Genomic DNA, 14,789 nt, shown 5'->3' with positions numbered 1-14,789 from the left:
TAATGAAAAGTCAGACCGAACCGGCCTGCACAAACTGACGCTTTGAAGCCGAAAACACTGTCGGGTTCCGGTTGCGGAACCCTCGAGCGGGTTTTACAGACAAGTGGCCAATACTCGCGCAAGCTTTTGCGCGCGTGGATCCATCAAGACGTACGGCCCCAGGGTATTTGTCACAAAGCCGAAGGCCACATCGTATTCCGGGTCGGCAAAGCCGATGGAGCCGCCAGCGCCCGGATGCCCGAACGCGCGCGGGCCGAGGCCGTAAGTCGCGTTAGGTACGTCCGGTTGATCGAGCATGCACCCCAGACCGAAGCGGGTCCGGGTCAATAAAGTCTTGTCTTCGCCAAGGCTGTGTTCGCGGGTCAGCTCCTCGAGCATTTCGCTTTCCAGCAGACTGCCGTCGAGCAGGCCGGCGTAGAAACCTGCCAGGCTACGAGCGTTGCCGTGACCGTTGGCGGCAGGTTGCTGCATGCGCCGCCACTCGGGCTTGTTGGTGCTGGTCATGATCGACGGCGGGTTGATGAAGGCACGCGTGGTCATGGCTGTCGGCTCGCGCAGGGTCACTTGCAGCAGGCGTTGGGCAGCGGCGTCGCCGACGTTCCCCTTGCCTCGGGCGATATGCGCCACGCGGTGGAATTCTTCATCGGCCAGGCCGACATGGAAATCCAGTCCCAAAGGCTTGGCCACACGCGCCACGATGGACTCGCCCGGCCCACGACCGTCGGCACGTCGCAGCAACTCGCCGACTAGCCAGCCGTAAGTGATCGCGGCGTATCCGTGGCCTTGGCCCGGCGTCCACCAAGGGGCTTCGGCCGCCAGGGCATCGACCATGGTTTGCCAGTCGTAAAGGGCTTCCGGGGGCAGCAATTCACGTAACGCTGGCAAGCCGGCTTGATGGCAGAGCAATTGACGCAGGGTTACGGATTCTTTGCCGGCCGCAGCAAATTCAGGCCAGTAACGCGCAACCGGGGCGTCCAGTTGCAGCTTGCCTTCGGCCACCAACTGCAGGGCCGTGACGGCGGTGAAGGTCTTGGTGCAGGAGAACAGGTTGGCGATGGTGTCGCTGTGCCAGGCTTCGCTGCCATCCTTGTCGGCGGTACCGGACCAGAGGTCGAGGACGGTTTCACCGCCGACCTGGATGCACAAGGCTGCGCCACGTTCCTGAGGATCGTCGAACAGCGCCGCGAACGCTTCGCGCACTGCTTCGAACTTGAGCTCGTAATGACCCTGAATCTGCACCCGCATTGCTCCCGGATATTCGCTATACAAAGTGGCCCGCATTGTTCCAGCCATTAGCCGTTTTGGGAACAGTGTTGGGCTGGGCGGTTACCTATTGAAATGACTCCCCACAGGAAGCCTCAGTGACCTTGGCCGGAATGCCCACCGGCGCCCTTGCCCGGGCCTTTGCCGGCCTCGGCCTTTCTGCCGCCTTCAGCATCGTGGCTGGCTTTGTCTGCCTCGGTCGCGGCCTTCTCGGCCGCTTTGCCCAATTGATCCACCGTCGCCAGGTTGCTCTTGCGCACCGATTCGACAAAACCCTGGAACGGCAGATCGGTGATACCCACCAGCCCGAAGTGACCATTTTCGCCATCCAGCAAACGCCCGGTCACCGGTTGGTCGAGGAACTGGAACCAGTGCACGCCGACAATCGACGGTTCGCTCAACGCCTGTTTCAGGAAGTTCGCGTAGGCCGGCCCACGGTCTTCTTCCTTGGCCAATGGCGTCACGCCGCCCCAGAACGGGCCGCGATCCGCCGAGCCCACGTTGAACTCGGTGATCAACACCGGTTTGTCCAGACTGCGCAGTTTGGCGAAGTCATAACCGTCCTGCGGTTGCAGGGTGTACATGTTGAAGCTCAGCACATCGCAATACTGTGCGCAGGACTCCACGGCTTCCGGGGTGCTGACGGCGAAACGACCGCCCAGCAACAGCTGGTTCGGCGCGTGCCATTTGAGCGAGTCGGAGAGGGTCTTGAAGTAGGTATCCGCAAAAACTTTCTGGAAGTATTTGAAGTCGGCCTCGATTTCCGGGTGTTCGGCGCTCGGCAGCGGTGGCACGAAGCCTGGGTCTTCCATCAATTCCCAGGCCGGCAAGTCAATGCCCCAGGCTTTGGACAGACCGGCCTGATTGCGATACTTGTCGCGCAGTTGCTTGAGAAACGCGCGTTTGGCCGGCACGTCGGTGGTCATTTTCAAGGTGCCATAGGCCAAGGCGTAACGGGCTTTTAGATCGTCACCAGGACCAGCCCAGGCCAGTTCATTGTCGGCGTAGTAGCCGATCAGCCATGGATCGTCGCGATGGTCGCGGGCAGCAATGGCCACGGCGCGCTCGGTGGCCATGGCAAAACGCGGGTCGAACGGGTCGGGCATGCCGCCCCACCAGTCGGTGCCGGTGCTGATACTGGCGTAATCGCCGACGATCGACAGCGGCAAGGTGTACGCCACGCGGTCGGCGTTGGCCAGCGCCGGGGCGCTCCAGTTGCCAACGGTGTTGAAGCCCCAGGCTTGCAGGCGATCAAGCGTGTGACTGGCCCAGCGTTGTTCATCAACCAGCGCTTTGCAGGGTTCGGCAGGTTTTTGCTCAATCGCTTTTGCGGCGGACGCATCAACAGCGTCGGCCTTGACGGCTTCGGCGACACCGGACTCGGCCGTCGAAGGCACGACGGGTTGCTCGGCAGCTCTGTCGGACGTGGCTTCTACCGCGTCAGCCTTGGCCGCTTGCGCGACACCTGCCTTGGTGTCGCTGCCCTGTGCGCAAGGTGCGCCGTACAGACGTTGCAGGTTGGCACCATAAAAGTCGTACCACTGGCCGGCGTTGTAGCCACGACCCTGATCGGCGCCGTTGCCGCCACGGTTATCGCCTTCGCCAAAGTGGCTGGCCAACGGCTCGTCGGGTTTTGGCAGGGACTCGAACATCCACTCCCGGCCGGCGACGTAAGTCTGGTTGACGTCCGGGGCAACGGTATTGACCCCAAGTGAATAGAACGGGTGCCCTTGCGGGGTCACCAGGTACCAGCGACCGTCACGCTTTTCGGTTCGAAAAAAACCGCTGGCCTTAAACGTCGGGCCTTTGGTCCAGCCACCAAACGTATCCAGGGAAGATTTTTCGCGCTCGGCCAGCCAGGTTTTCAGTTGTTGCTGTTCCTTGGCGGCGGCGCTTTTCAGTTGCTCATCGCTGCTGACCTTTTCTGGCCATTTGGCCCGTGTCGACTGGCCGTAAGCATCCACCAGTCCGCCATAAACGGCCCGTGTCACAGCCTCTCCGTCTTGCACACCAAAACGTTCCAGCAAGATGTTCTGCGCCACTTTCGGTTGATCCATCGACAAGGTCACCGACACCACTTGGCTGCGATCCAGGTCACCGGCGCTGCTGGCCAACAAAATGCGCTGCCCGTCGACCGTCATCGGCATCGGCGGCCCGGCTTTCATGCCCTGACTCAAGGGGGAGCTTGCCACCAGCGGCACCAGCAAGGTCTGCGCAGGGCCCGCCGGCAAATCGACACGACTGAACAGTGTCTTGCCGTCATTGCTCTGGATTTTCACGTACAGGGTCACGGCCCAGTCCATCGCACTTTGAATCCGCAGGCTCATGACGCCCGACTGCGACCAGTCCCAGGCCCCCGTTTGCGGGGTCAAGCGCAAACTCGGCTGAGCCACCGGGTTGAACGTGACCCGGCGCAACACTTCGCCTTCGGCTGTTTGCTCCGCATTGGATTGCGGCAGGCTGGCATCCTGAGTCGCCACTTGGACCACGTCGGCAGGGCGGACAAAGTTGAACAGCGTCTGCTGGCCAGCAGGGGCCGCCAGCAAAGGGGCTGCGAACATCAGGGCAAATACAGCGGGTAACGAACGGCGAATCATAGGAACGTGGTTCTCCCTAACGACCTTCAATGGGCCAATGGAAAAGCGATGGCAGAGAGATAGACAACGCGGCGGGCAAATGTGCCCACCGGTGTATCAGGAAATTTCGCGGCGGAAGGGTGGCAACGCATTGAGGATGGCTTTGCCATAACGCTGGGTGACCAGACGCCGGTCGAGCAAGGTGATGGTGCCGCGGTCTTCCTCGGTACGCAGCAAACGACCGCAGGCCTGGACCAGTTTCAACGAGGCATCCGGCACGGAGATCTCCATGAACGGATTGCCGCCTCGCGCTTCGATCCATTCCGCCAACGCCGCTTCGACGGGATCGTCCGGCACCGAGAACGGAATCTTCGCAATTACCACGTGCTCGCAGTAAGCACCGGGCAAGTCGACGCCTTCTGCAAAACTCGCGAGGCCGAACAGCACACTGGAATCCCCGCCATCGACACGCGCCTTGTGCTTGTTCAACGTTTCCTGCTTCGACAGGTTGCCTTGAATGAACACTTGCTTGCGCCAGTCGCGGTCGAGGCCGTCGAACACGTCCTGCATCTGTTTGCGTGAGGAGAACAGCACCAGCGTGCCTCGCGAGCCTTCAACCAGGTCCGGCAAATCGCGAATGATCGCCGCCGTGTGGGCTGGCGCATCCCGTGGATCGGCTTTCAGGTCCGGCACCCGCAGCACGCCGGCATCGGCATGGTGGAACGGGCTCGGGACCACGGCGGTCACGGCTTTTTTAGGCAGGCCGGCGCGCATGCGGAAACGGTCGAACGTGCCGAGCGCAGTCAACGTCGCCGAGGTCACCAACGCGCCGTAAGCCACGTTCCACAGGTTGCGCCGGAGCATTTCCGCCGCAAGGATCGGGCTGGCATTGACCTCGATGTCAAACAGCGAACCGCTTTCGGCCAGCGTCAGCCAACGCGCCATGGGCGGATTGTCTTCCGGGTCTTCGGCGGTGAACGCGACCCACAATTCCCAATTGCCCGAGGAGCGCGACAACAAGCTGCCGAACAGTGGATACCACTCTTCGGCCTGATTACTGGCGATGCCGATGTTGACCTCGCCGTCCATGCCTTCCTTGAGCAACTCGGTGAGCCGGGTGAACAGGTCGGTCAGGCGGGCAAAGCCCTTCTTCAACTCGATGCCCATCTCGCGCATGTGCTCGGGAACCACCCCGCCGACGAAGCGGTGACGCGGCCGTTCCCGGCCTTCGACGTCTTCGCCCGGCTTGAAATCGGCAATCTGTTCACACGCGCTGAACATGAACTGCTGTTGGGTCTTGATCTCGCGGGCCAGTTCCGGCACTTGTTCGATCAGCTTGCCCAAGTCGCCCGGCAGCGGGTGCTGGGCCAGCAGTTTGGTGAGGTTTTTGGCGGTGGTTTCCAGCCAGTCGGCCGTGGAGCGCAGGCGCGTGTAATGGGCGAAGTGGCCGATGGCCTTGTCCGGCAGGTGATGACCTTCGTCGAAGACGTAGAGGGTGTCTCGTGGGTCGGGAAGCACCGCACCACCGCCCAGGGCCAGGTCAGCCAGCACCATGTCGTGGTTGGTCACGATGACGTCAACCTTGCCCATGCCTTCGCGGGCCTTGTAGAAGGCGCACTGGCCGAAGTTCGGGCAATGACGGTTGGTGCATTGGCTATGATCGGTGGTCAAGCGCGCCCAGTCGGCATCTTCCAGGGCGGTGGACCAACTGTCGCGGTCACCATCCCATTTATTGCCGGCGAGTTTTTCGATCATGCTGGTGAACAGCTTCTGACTGGCCTCGTCGACCTCGATCTTGAAGCCTTCTTCTTCGAACAACTGCGCGGTAGCGGTTTGCGCGTGACCTTCTTGCAGCAACATGTCGAGCTTGGACAGGCACATATAGCGCCCACGTCCCTTGGCCAATGCGAAGCTGAAATTCAGCCCGCTATTGCGCATCAGGTCGGGTAGATCCTTGTAGACGATCTGCTCTTGCAGGGCCACGGTGGCCGTGGCGATCACCAGGCGTTTGCCGGCAGCCTTGGCGGTAGGGATCGCCGCCAGGCTGTAGGCCACGGTTTTGCCGGTACCGGTGCCGGCTTCCACCGCGACAATCGCGGGGTCGCCACTGCGCCGGCCTTCGTCATCGGTGTCGATGTCCCCGAGGACCTTGGCAATTTCGGCGATCATCAGGCGTTGACCGTAGCGCGGCTTGAGGCTCTTGGCTTCGAGAAAACGCGAGTAGGCGCCCTGGATCGTGGTTTTGAGTTCGGTGCTGATCATGGATTGTCGGGCGCAAAAAACGCTGGATAAATTTTCAGTAGTTCGGTTCGGCCGCTATCATACCCCGCTAATGAATCCCGCGCAGAACGGAGTACCTCAATGACACCTTTTGGCATCGTTTATACCCTGCATGTCCTGTCCGCCCTGGTGTGGGTGGGCGGCATGTTTTTCGCCTGGATGGTCTTGCGTCCCGCTGCCGTGAAGGCGCTGGAAGGCCCCGCGCGGTTGAAGCTGTGGGTGGAAGTGTTCCAGGGTTTTTTCCGCTGGGTCTGGGTCGCGGTGGTGCTGTTGCCGATCAGTGGTGTCGGCATGATTCATCTGCAATTTGCCGGTTTCGAGGCCGCACCGCGCTATGTGCAGGTGATGATGGGGCTGTACGTGGTGATGACGGCGCTGTTTATCCGGATTCAGGCGTTGATGCTGCCGGAGTTGCGCACAGCGGTGACGGCACAGGATTGGCCGGCGGGTGCTGCGGTACTCGGAAGGATTCGACGGTTGGTGGGGATCAATTTGATCGTGGGTCTGTTGTTGGTGGCCATTGCCGCGGCCCGGCCGATGTTCTGAGTCGATCGTTCCCACGCTCTGCGTGGGAGCAACCGGTCGTTCTTTAGAGACGCTGAATCGTCACCGAACCCGCCGCGCCGGCAGGACCAGGCTGGCCGTCCGCACCCGAACGGCCACTTTTGCCGCCATCAGTCTTGTACACGAGACAGCCTTTGGCTTTGCCACCTGCTCCCGGCTTGCCGCCAGGACCTGCCAGGCCACCGGCACCGCCAGCGACCTGCACCTTGATTTTATCCGCCGGGTAATCGCGCGGCACTTCCAGCCTTACCAGCGCACCTGCGCCCCCCGGCTGACCATCACTGCCGTTGCTGCCATCGGCGCCGTGACCGGCCTGCCCCCAGGTGCAACCCGCTGCCTGGCCATTGGCGCCATCAAGACCAAAAAAACCTGGTGCACCGGCGCCGCCACGAGCATCGACCGACAATTGCGGGGCATTCAACGCCTTGATCTGCAAGTTCAGGTTGCGTCCCGAGCGTGCAGCCTTCTGGAAACTTCCCGGTGCACCCCTCGCGGTAATCTGGCTGCCTTCAGACATTTCGGCGCGATGGACTTTCAGCTCCAGCGCTTGCTCACTCGGCACAATGGCAATTCGCGCTTCACGCCCCAGGTGCAATTCACCCACCGTCACTTCGGTCACGTTAGAGGGGATCAACAGCGTGGCGTAATCGGCGACTTCCAGACGCTCCAACTGCAGCGAGCTGGCCGTGTTGGGCAAGCGCATCAACGAGTTGGCTTCGACACTGACAACCTGAGCGCAGGCCAATGGACTGATAAAAGCGGCGAGCAGACAGAGATTACGCATGGGAAGCCTTCGATGCGGAGGGAGCCGGGATGGTTTGCAGGTGGAACACGCCGAACAGGGCAATCTTGAGGCGATCGCGCCAAGGGTGGGCACGGCCTTTGAGGCTGCGGTTGCAGAACACCAGTTCCAGCAGATGGAGCAGTGCCAGCAGACCACCCGCCAGATTGACCAACAGGTGCAGCGGATAAATGAATGGCATGAGCAGATTGACCAGCACCATGCACCAGAACAGCAGGGTCAATAGCTTCCCCAGCCCCCAAAAAACCTTCATACGCTCCCCCGCTGATCATTATTCTTTGCGCGCACAGTAACGGCTTGTGCGAGGGGTGCGCCAGAGGGCAACGGAAAAATCTTCATGAAGTCCGCCGAATGGCCATCGGCCCGCCGCATTGACCGACCGATGGCTCTAGCTAGCGGCTTAGCGGTTGATGTGCAATTCCACGCGACGATTTTTCGCGCGGCCTTCATCAGTATCGTTATCGGCCACAGGCTCACTTTTGCCCTTGCCTTCACTGGTGATTTTGTTCGGGTCCAGGCCTTGGTCCATCAGATAGGCCGCCACGCTGGTGGCACGACGTTCCGACAAATACTGGTTGTAGACATCCGAACCGACGCCGTCAGTATGTCCAACGACCTTGATACTCACCACATCGGCACTTTGCAGTTTGGGCATCAACGCATCCAGCTCACTCTTGGCAGCAGGAGTCAGGTCGGATTGGTTGAATGCAAACAGCACGTTGCCCGAATCACTGAGGGTGACGACTTCCGATTGTGCAGGTTCGGCAGGCGCGCTGACCGGGGTTTGCGGCAACGGACAACCGTGATGTTCAACGGGCGTGTTGGCTGGTGTATCGGGGCAACGATCACGTCGATCGAAGACGCCATCGCCATCTTCGTCGCCATCCTGTGCATAACAGATCAAGCCACCGGTCAAGATTCCGAGCGCTGCGCCTCCGGCCGCCCAACTGCCACTTTCGATAGCGCCCAAACCACCTCCGACCAGTCCGCCAATGAGACTGCAGATCGGCCAGGTACGTTGATTGAGGGGGGCGGTGCCATCACTGTGAGTAGCGCAACCGGTCAGCAGGCTGCCAAGCAGCAGAACCGGCAAGACGGTCCTTGTGAGAACRCTCATATTGAAAGCTCCTGTGTTACCGGCTTATACCGGTTACACAGGAGTAAAGACCCGCATCCGCGACTATACAAGCCGCGGAGCGGAGGAGACTTAACGGTTGATTTTGATTTCCGTGCGACGGTTCTGCGCGCGGCCGTCAGCGGTTTTGTTATCGGCAACTGGCTGGCTTTCACCGGCACCGACGACAGACACGAAGCTGCTGCGTGGTACGCCTTCCTGGATGAGGTATTCAACCACCGAGTGGGCGCGTTTATCCGACAGTTTCTGGTTGTAGGTATCGCTACCCACGCTGTCGGTATGGCCAGTAACGGTCAGTTGAGCGGTAGGCGCTTCCGCTTTCAGGCGAGTCGCAATTTTGTTGAGTACCTCCTTGTCCGATTCGGTGAGCGTGGCTTTATCAAACTGGAAGTGAACATCGCGGATGACGATGGTTTCTTCCTTGACCACAACGGCTTCTTCGACCACCGGTGCCGGTGGAGGGCAACCGTTGGCATCGACGGTCACGCCATGAGGTGTGCCCGGGCACTTGTCGCGGCTGTCCGGTACACCATCACCATCTTCGTCGCCATCACCGTGCACCCAGCAATAGGCCGCTGCCGTGCCGCCGACAAGCAGCGCACCATAGCCTGCCCATGCCGAGCTCTCGGTCGCGCCGAGACCCGCACCTACGACACCACCGACCAGCGCACAGGTCGGCCAGTCGGTTTTTTGCAAACCTGCGCAACCAGTCAACACACTGGTGAGCAGAACCAAGGGTAATGCTGTCCGAACTATGCTCATCTAGTTTTCTCCTGAGGGATCGGCTTAGAACCGATTCAGGTAGTAAAGACCCGAGTTTTAAACTCCGCCAGCAATGGGCCATCGCTGTTTTATCTCGCCTTGACGCCAGATTGGCGTATTTGCTGCAAACACGCTCTAGGCCCGCACGTTTGGGCAGGCTAGTCTTGGCGTTCTGAATGAGGATCTTTGATGATTGCAGGTATTTCTTCGCGCACGCCCCAACAAGCTTTGGCCGCTTTGCTGGATCGCTATGCCCCCGCACAACTGTTGCTGATCGGTGCCAGTGAGTTCCCCGCGCTGGAAGCTTTCAAGCTGGCCCATCCGGATACGTGTGTAGCGCACGCTGCACCGGGCCCGTTGCCGGAAGAATTGGCGGCGCGCCGCTTTGATCTGGCGCTGGCCGTCGACTGCCTCGAACATTTGCCCAAGCGCGATGGCCTGAACCTGCTCGGCGGGATTCGCAACCTCAACGCCAGTCGTATTGCCGTGCTGGCGGACTTGTCGGCCAGTGGTTGGCAGGAGACGGATTTTTTCTCTCTGGCCCTGCAAGCCAGCGAACGCTTCCAGCGCGACGAACAGGTTTTGACCCTGTTTACCTACGATCTGCTTGAATACAAACAAGTACCCGACTGGCTCAATTCACGCTTTTGGGCCAATCCGGAAAATTTCGGGAAATACTGGTGGTAATGCAATGAGTACATCCATTTGCCCTTGCGGCAGCGGCACCCTGCTTGATGCCTGCTGCGGTCATTACCACGCAGGGCAACCGGCGCCCTGTGCCGAAGCCTTGATGCGTTCGCGCTACAGCGCCTACGTGCTGGGGTTGATCGACTATCTGGTGGCAACCACCCTGCCCGCCCAACAGGCCGGCCTGAATCGTCAGTCCATCAGCGACTGGAGCGCCCAAAGCACCTGGCTGGGCCTGGAAGTGGAAAGCTCAGAGGTATTCGGCGGACAACCGGAACACGCCTTCGTGACCTTCACCGCGCGCTGGCACGATGGCGGTGGTGAACATAGCCACCGCGAGCGTTCGTCATTTGTGCAGAACGCCGGCCACTGGTACTTCATCGACCCCACAGTGCCACTCAAGACCGGACGCAATGACGCCTGCCCCTGCGCCAGTGGGCAAAAATTCAAGAAGTGTTGCGCGGGGTATTTCAACAGTTGAGTGACACCCTGTAGCAGCTGCCGAAGACTGCTACAGGTTCAAGGGAGATACACGACCATGATCACCCGGCGACACACACTTTATCTGTTCAGCCTGCTCCTGTTTCTGGGGCTTACAGGGTGTGCGTCCTGGTTTGACGACGATGAACCGGACCCCGAGGTGCATCTGGTCAAGGTCGAACTCGTGCGGGCAAAACTGTTGGAGCAAAAATTTCTCCTGCACTTTCGTATCGACAACCCCAACGACAGCGACTTGACCGTGCGCGGCCTTGAATACCGGATTCACTTGGGCGACATCCTGCTGACCGAAGGCGAGCATGATCACCGGTTTACGGTGAGCCCCAAGCACAGCGCCTATTTCAAAGTGCCGATCCGTACCAATCTGTGGCCCAAGGTGCGAGACCTGGTGAAAATGCTGAAAAAACCCGATCAACCCATCCCCTATCGTCTGGAAGGTGAACTGAAAACCGGTTTTTTCATCCCTCACGACGTGCACCTGGCGCGCAATGGCGTGATAATCCCCGCCGATTTAATTCCGGAGCGAACCCGATGACCCAGCAACCCCATGTCCATGGCCCTGACTGCAACCACGATCACGACCATCACGACCACCATGATCACGACCATGGCCATGTTCACGGCCCGAACTGTGGCCACGCCCACCAGGAACCGGTGCGCAATGCCCTGAAGGACGTCGGCCGCAACGACCCTTGCCCATGCGGCAACGGCAAGAAATTCAAGAAGTGCCACGGCGCTTGATGCTTCGGGCGAAAGTTTTTTTCGCCTGTTGAATCATCTTCGCGAGCGAGCCTGCTCGCGAAGAGGCCCCAAAGATCAATCTCAAGCCAGGATCTGCGCAGTACTCACCACCGTCGCATATTCGCCCTGCAAATTCCCCAGCGACATCGCATGCACGTCCTCGGCTGAACGCACGTTTCCAAAATAGTCCGCCTTGTCGAAGGTAAAGCACGCATCCTCCGCAACCCACGTTTCAAACCCCAGATTACCGGCGGTTCGCGTCGTGGACTCCACCGAGTTATGGGTCGCCACGCCAACAATCACCAGTTGAGAAATCCCCACGTCACGCAAACGACCCTCCAGCCCCGTGGCACAAAAGGCATCCGGCACCTGTTTCTGGATCAACTGTTCGCCGGCCTGTGGCTCAAACCGCTCCTGGAATTCCACGCCTGACTGTTGCGGCCAGAACACCGAATCCGGTGAACGAGACAGATGCTGCACATGAATCACCGGTCGCCCGGTTCGACGCCAATGGCTCAATAAATCCAGAATCCGCGCCTCGGCCTGAGGGTTATTTCGGCGACCGAGCCTAGGATGCAAAATACCTTTTTGTTGATCGATGATGATTAGCGCTGCGTTGGTCTTGAGCTCCATGCCGGTTTTTCTCAAACAGTGGTGATTGAATTTCACACACTTCAGCATCACCTCTTCTTACAGGCAAGGCATACCCATGCAGAGCGTGGGAACGACCGTCATAAAGAAATAACCCCGTCGCCGCTTGCGCGCCCTCCTCCTGCTCACTAACGTAGCGCCTTTATTGCGCCTTTACCCCCGCAGGAGCTTTGCCATGGCCTCGCCAGCCCTCACACATTTTCTTCCCCGGTTCGGCGTTGCCGCAGCAGTGGCCGGTGTTTTGAGCCTGACCGGTTGTCAGACCCGGAACGCTCAGGACACCCTCCCGCCAACTTCCGGTGTGCAGCCGCTCAAGGGCTTGGCGCAGAACGTTTCGGTGCGCCGCAATGCCATGGGCATGCCGCTGATCGAAAGCAACAGCTTCCACGATGCGTTGTTCGCCCTGGGTTACGTTCACGCCAGTGACCGCATCACGCAAATGGTCACCCTGCGCCTGCTGGCCGAAGGTCGCCTGGCAGAAATGTCCGGTGCCGACCTGTTGGACGCCGACCGCTACATGCGCGCGGTCAATCTGAAGAAAAACGCCGGTGAGTTGTACAAAGCCTCTTCGCCGCGTCTCAAGCGCTTCTTCGAAGTGTATGCGCGCGGCGTCAACGCCTACCTGTTCCGCTACCGCGACAAGCTGCCAGCCGATCTCGCGGCCACCGGTTACAAGCCTGAATACTGGAAACCGGAAGATTCGGCGCTGATTTTCTGCCTGTTGAATTTCAGTCAATCGGCCAACCTGCCGGAAGAAATTTCCTCGCTGATGCTGGCTCAGACCGTCACCACCGACAAACTCGCCTGGCTGACACCGTCCGCGCCCGATGAAAAACTGCCACTGGCCGAAGCCGAAAAACTTCAGGGCATCAAGCTCAACGGCGCCATCCCGGGGCTGGCTGAAATCAGCAAGGCCACCGGCCAACTGTCCGACCTGAATCTGTCGGGCACGACCTCGTCGAACAACTGGGCGATCGGCCCGCAACGCAGCCGCAGTGGCAAAAGCCTGCTGGCCAGCGACAGTCATGGCCCCTTGGGCGTGCCGTCGCTGTTCAGTTACGTGCAGATCCGCGCGCCGAAATATCAGGCTTCGGGCGTGACCATTGCCGGTTTACCGATGGTGCTCGGTGGTTTTAACGGCAAAGTCGCCTGGAGCATGACCACCGTCATGGGCGACAACCAGGACCTGTTCCTGGAAAAGATCAAACGCCAGGGCAACGGCCTCACCTATGAAGTGGCCGGCAAATGGCAACCAGCGATCGTGCGTAACGAAACCTACTTCGTCAAAGGCCAGCGTCCGATTCGCGAAGTGGTGTACGAAACCCGTCACGGTCCGCTGCTCAATAGCGCCCAAGGCACGACGCTGGCCAATGGTTTCGGCCTGGCCCTGCAAATGCCGAACTTCACCGACGATAAAACCCTGGATGCGTTTTTCGACCTGTCCCGCGCCCAGACCGTCGAGAAAGCGTCGGACGCCAGCCGCGAAATCCGCGCCATCGCCCTGAACCTGGTCTTCGCCGACGCCAGCAACATCGGCTGGCAAGTCACCGGTCGCTACCCGAACCGCCGTGAGGGCGAAGGCCTGTTGCCGTCGCCGGGCTGGGAAGGTCGCTACGACTGGGACGGCTACGCCGATCCGATGCTGCACCCTTACGACCAGGATCCGGCGCAAGGTTGGCTCGGCACCGCCAATCAGCGCGTCATTCCCCATGGCTACGGAATGCAATTGTCCAATTCGTGGGCGGCACCGGAACGTGGCGAGCGTATGGCCGAATTGGCCGGCGCGGGTAAACACGACACGCGCAGCGTGATCGCGATGCAATACGACCAGACCACCACGTTCGCCGCCAAACTGAAGAAAATGTTTGAAGCACCGGGCATGTCCCAGCCGCTCAAACAGGCGATCGAAGCGCTACCGGATGCCGATCGCGGCAAGGCTCGCGAGGCCTATACCCGCCTGATGGCGTTCGACGGCAAGCTCAGCACGACCTCTGCCGATGCAGCGATTTATGAATTGTTTCTGCAAGAAAGCATGAAACAGATCTTCCTCGACGAACTTGGCCCGCAAAGCAGCCCGGCGTGGAAGGCCTTTGTGGCCAACGGCAAGTTGTCCTACGCCGCTCAAGCCGATCACCTGCTGGGGCGCGAAGACAGCCCGTTCTGGGATGACGCGCGCACACCGCAGAAAGAAGACAAGCCGGCGATCCTCGCCCGCAGCCTGGCAGCGGCGATCAACGCCGGTGACAGTCAGTTGGGTGGCAATCACAACGCCTGGCAGTGGGGCAAACTGCACCGCTATGAATGGAAAAACGCCAGTGGCCAGACCGTTCGCGGTCCCGTTGCGGCGGGCGGTGACCACACCACGCTCAACACGGCGGCCTTCGCCTGGGGTGAGGACTTCAACACCACGCAGGCGCCGGCCATGCGCTTTATCGTCGACTTCGGCCAGGCCGAACCGCTGATGGGCCAGAACGGCACCGGCCAGTCGGGCAACCCGGCAAGCCCGCACTACCTCGACAGCATTGATCCATGGCTCAAAGGGAATTACATGAGCCTGCCGATGCAACCGCAGAACTTTGACAAGGTGTACGGCAAGACTCAATTGACCCTGGCTCCGGGCAAATAACCCCCGATCACTGTAGGCGTAAAGATCGTTCCCATGCTCTGCGTGGGAATGCGGCTCGTGACGCTTTGCGTCACTGGACGCGGAGCGTCCCTTGAGGCGTTACCACGCGGAGCGTGGGAACAATCAACACCCTTGAAAAAACAATAGAACTTCTGGCTTCACGCCAACCTCATAGCTAACAAGTCCCTCCATTTTGGCAACAGC

Annotated in this window: 14 protein-coding genes; 6 read left to right on the top strand and 8 right to left on the bottom strand. The window is 60.1% G+C overall.

Features of this window, described 5'->3' with window-relative positions:
* Nucleotides 1–93: 93 nt before the first annotated feature.
* The 3 genes from AC1D2P_RS07635 to dinG all read right to left on the bottom strand — a co-directional run bounded on the left by AC1D2P_RS07635 (nucleotide 94) and on the right by dinG (nucleotide 6,101).
* On the bottom strand, nucleotides 94–1,239 hold the full coding sequence (locus AC1D2P_RS07635; protein ID WP_046029641.1) for an EstA family serine hydrolase: 1,146 nt from the start codon (nucleotides 1,237–1,239) through the stop codon (nucleotides 94–96).
* A 119-nt stretch (nucleotides 1,240–1,358) separates the two neighbouring features.
* Nucleotides 1,359–3,860 carry a beta-galactosidase gene (locus AC1D2P_RS07630; protein ID WP_477758347.1) on the bottom strand — a complete coding sequence of 834 codons (2,502 nt, stop codon included), beginning with the start codon at nucleotides 3,858–3,860 and terminating at the stop codon, nucleotides 1,359–1,361.
* 96 nt (nucleotides 3,861–3,956) lie between these two features.
* On the bottom strand, nucleotides 3,957–6,101 hold the full coding sequence (gene dinG / locus AC1D2P_RS07625) for an ATP-dependent DNA helicase DinG (RefSeq protein ID WP_109787991.1): 2,145 nt from the start codon (nucleotides 6,099–6,101) through the stop codon (nucleotides 3,957–3,959).
* A 99-nt stretch (nucleotides 6,102–6,200) separates the two neighbouring features.
* On the opposite strand from dinG, the gene AC1D2P_RS07620 reads away from it, so the two are divergent.
* Nucleotides 6,201–6,665, top strand: coding sequence for a CopD family protein (locus AC1D2P_RS07620; protein ID WP_046029321.1), 465 nt, complete (start codon nucleotides 6,201–6,203; stop codon nucleotides 6,663–6,665).
* A gap of 43 nt (nucleotides 6,666–6,708) precedes the next feature.
* Here the strand turns inward: AC1D2P_RS07620 and AC1D2P_RS07615 are convergent, their stop codons facing one another.
* From AC1D2P_RS07615 to AC1D2P_RS07600, 4 genes are all read right to left on the bottom strand, one after another.
* Nucleotides 6,709–7,467, bottom strand: coding sequence for a collagen-like protein (locus AC1D2P_RS07615; RefSeq protein WP_477758346.1), 759 nt, complete (start codon nucleotides 7,465–7,467; stop codon nucleotides 6,709–6,711).
* Nucleotides 7,460–7,738: a DUF1145 domain-containing protein gene (locus AC1D2P_RS07610; RefSeq protein WP_046029318.1), complete on the bottom strand. Its 279-nt coding sequence runs from the start codon at nucleotides 7,736–7,738 to the stop codon at nucleotides 7,460–7,462. The genes AC1D2P_RS07615 and AC1D2P_RS07610 overlap by 8 nt, the downstream gene beginning before the upstream one ends.
* A 147-nt stretch (nucleotides 7,739–7,885) precedes the next feature.
* Complete coding sequence (locus tag AC1D2P_RS07605) at nucleotides 7,886–8,602, bottom strand: PA1041 family peptidoglycan-binding anchor lipoprotein (protein WP_109787992.1); 717 nt, start codon at nucleotides 8,600–8,602, stop codon at nucleotides 7,886–7,888.
* A gap of 90 nt (nucleotides 8,603–8,692) precedes the next feature.
* Nucleotides 8,693–9,382: a PA1041 family peptidoglycan-binding anchor lipoprotein gene (locus AC1D2P_RS07600; RefSeq protein ID WP_046029314.1), complete on the bottom strand. Its 690-nt coding sequence runs from the start codon at nucleotides 9,380–9,382 to the stop codon at nucleotides 8,693–8,695.
* Between the two features lie 189 nt (nucleotides 9,383–9,571).
* Here AC1D2P_RS07600 and AC1D2P_RS07595 point away from each other — a divergent pair, with 189 nt between their 5' ends.
* Genes AC1D2P_RS07595 through AC1D2P_RS07580 form a run of 4 tightly spaced genes read left to right on the top strand, consistent with a single transcriptional unit; the run spans nucleotide 9,572 to nucleotide 11,308 of the window.
* The gene (locus AC1D2P_RS07595) at nucleotides 9,572–10,069 is read left to right on the top strand and encodes a DUF6231 family protein (RefSeq protein ID WP_046029312.1); all 498 of its coding nucleotides are present in this window, start codon (nucleotides 9,572–9,574) and stop codon (nucleotides 10,067–10,069) included.
* A gap of 4 nt (nucleotides 10,070–10,073) precedes the next feature.
* Nucleotides 10,074–10,550 (top strand): YchJ family protein, encoded by a 477-nt coding sequence (locus AC1D2P_RS07590; RefSeq protein ID WP_223523903.1) that lies wholly within the window; start codon nucleotides 10,074–10,076, stop codon nucleotides 10,548–10,550.
* 57 nt (nucleotides 10,551–10,607) lie between these two features.
* Complete coding sequence (locus AC1D2P_RS07585; RefSeq protein ID WP_046029309.1) at nucleotides 10,608–11,102, top strand: LEA/WHy family protein; 495 nt, start codon at nucleotides 10,608–10,610, stop codon at nucleotides 11,100–11,102.
* A complete protein-coding gene (locus AC1D2P_RS07580) occupies nucleotides 11,099–11,308 on the top strand; it encodes an SEC-C metal-binding domain-containing protein (RefSeq protein ID WP_007906737.1) in 210 nt (69 codons plus the stop codon). The genes AC1D2P_RS07585 and AC1D2P_RS07580 overlap by 4 nt, the downstream gene beginning before the upstream one ends.
* 81 nt (nucleotides 11,309–11,389) lie before the next feature.
* Here AC1D2P_RS07580 and AC1D2P_RS07575 read toward each other — a convergent pair whose 3' ends face one another.
* Nucleotides 11,390–11,941 carry a cysteine hydrolase family protein gene (locus tag AC1D2P_RS07575; RefSeq protein WP_109788024.1) on the bottom strand — a complete coding sequence of 184 codons (552 nt, stop codon included), beginning with the start codon at nucleotides 11,939–11,941 and terminating at the stop codon, nucleotides 11,390–11,392.
* A gap of 193 nt (nucleotides 11,942–12,134) precedes the next feature.
* Between AC1D2P_RS07575 and AC1D2P_RS07570 the strand changes: the two genes are divergently transcribed.
* Nucleotides 12,135–14,585: a penicillin acylase family protein gene (locus AC1D2P_RS07570; RefSeq protein WP_109787993.1), complete on the top strand. Its 2,451-nt coding sequence runs from the start codon at nucleotides 12,135–12,137 to the stop codon at nucleotides 14,583–14,585.
* Nucleotides 14,586–14,789 lie beyond the last annotated feature (204 nt).

The sequence above is a fragment of the Pseudomonas sp. P1_F1_2 genome, assembly GCF_056405815.1.
The sequence above is the reverse complement of the archived record's forward strand: the minus strand, read 5'-3'. Positions and strand labels throughout refer to the sequence as shown.

Coding starts and splice junctions, on each gene's coding strand:
- AC1D2P_RS07630 (WP_477758347.1), bottom strand. CDS start 3,860: ATGATTCGCCGTTCGTTACCCGCTGTATTTGCCCTGATGTTCGCAGCC.
- dinG (WP_109787991.1), bottom strand. CDS start 6,101: ATGATCAGCACCGAACTCAAAACCACGATCCAGGGCGCCTACTCGCGT.
- AC1D2P_RS07620 (WP_046029321.1), top strand. CDS start 6,201: ATGACACCTTTTGGCATCGTTTATACCCTGCATGTCCTGTCCGCCCTG.
- AC1D2P_RS07615 (WP_477758346.1), bottom strand. CDS start 7,467: ATGCGTAATCTCTGTCTGCTCGCCGCTTTTATCAGTCCATTGGCCTGC.
- AC1D2P_RS07610 (WP_046029318.1), bottom strand. CDS start 7,738: ATGAAGGTTTTTTGGGGGCTGGGGAAGCTATTGACCCTGCTGTTCTGG.
- AC1D2P_RS07600 (WP_046029314.1), bottom strand. CDS start 9,382: ATGAGCATAGTTCGGACAGCATTACCCTTGGTTCTGCTCACCAGTGTG.
- AC1D2P_RS07595 (WP_046029312.1), top strand. CDS start 9,572: ATGATTGCAGGTATTTCTTCGCGCACGCCCCAACAAGCTTTGGCCGCT.
- AC1D2P_RS07590 (WP_223523903.1), top strand. CDS start 10,074: ATGAGTACATCCATTTGCCCTTGCGGCAGCGGCACCCTGCTTGATGCC.
- AC1D2P_RS07585 (WP_046029309.1), top strand. CDS start 10,608: ATGATCACCCGGCGACACACACTTTATCTGTTCAGCCTGCTCCTGTTT.
- AC1D2P_RS07580 (WP_007906737.1), top strand. CDS start 11,099: ATGACCCAGCAACCCCATGTCCATGGCCCTGACTGCAACCACGATCAC.
- AC1D2P_RS07575 (WP_109788024.1), bottom strand. CDS start 11,941: ATGGAGCTCAAGACCAACGCAGCGCTAATCATCATCGATCAACAAAAA.
- AC1D2P_RS07570 (WP_109787993.1), top strand. CDS start 12,135: ATGGCCTCGCCAGCCCTCACACATTTTCTTCCCCGGTTCGGCGTTGCC.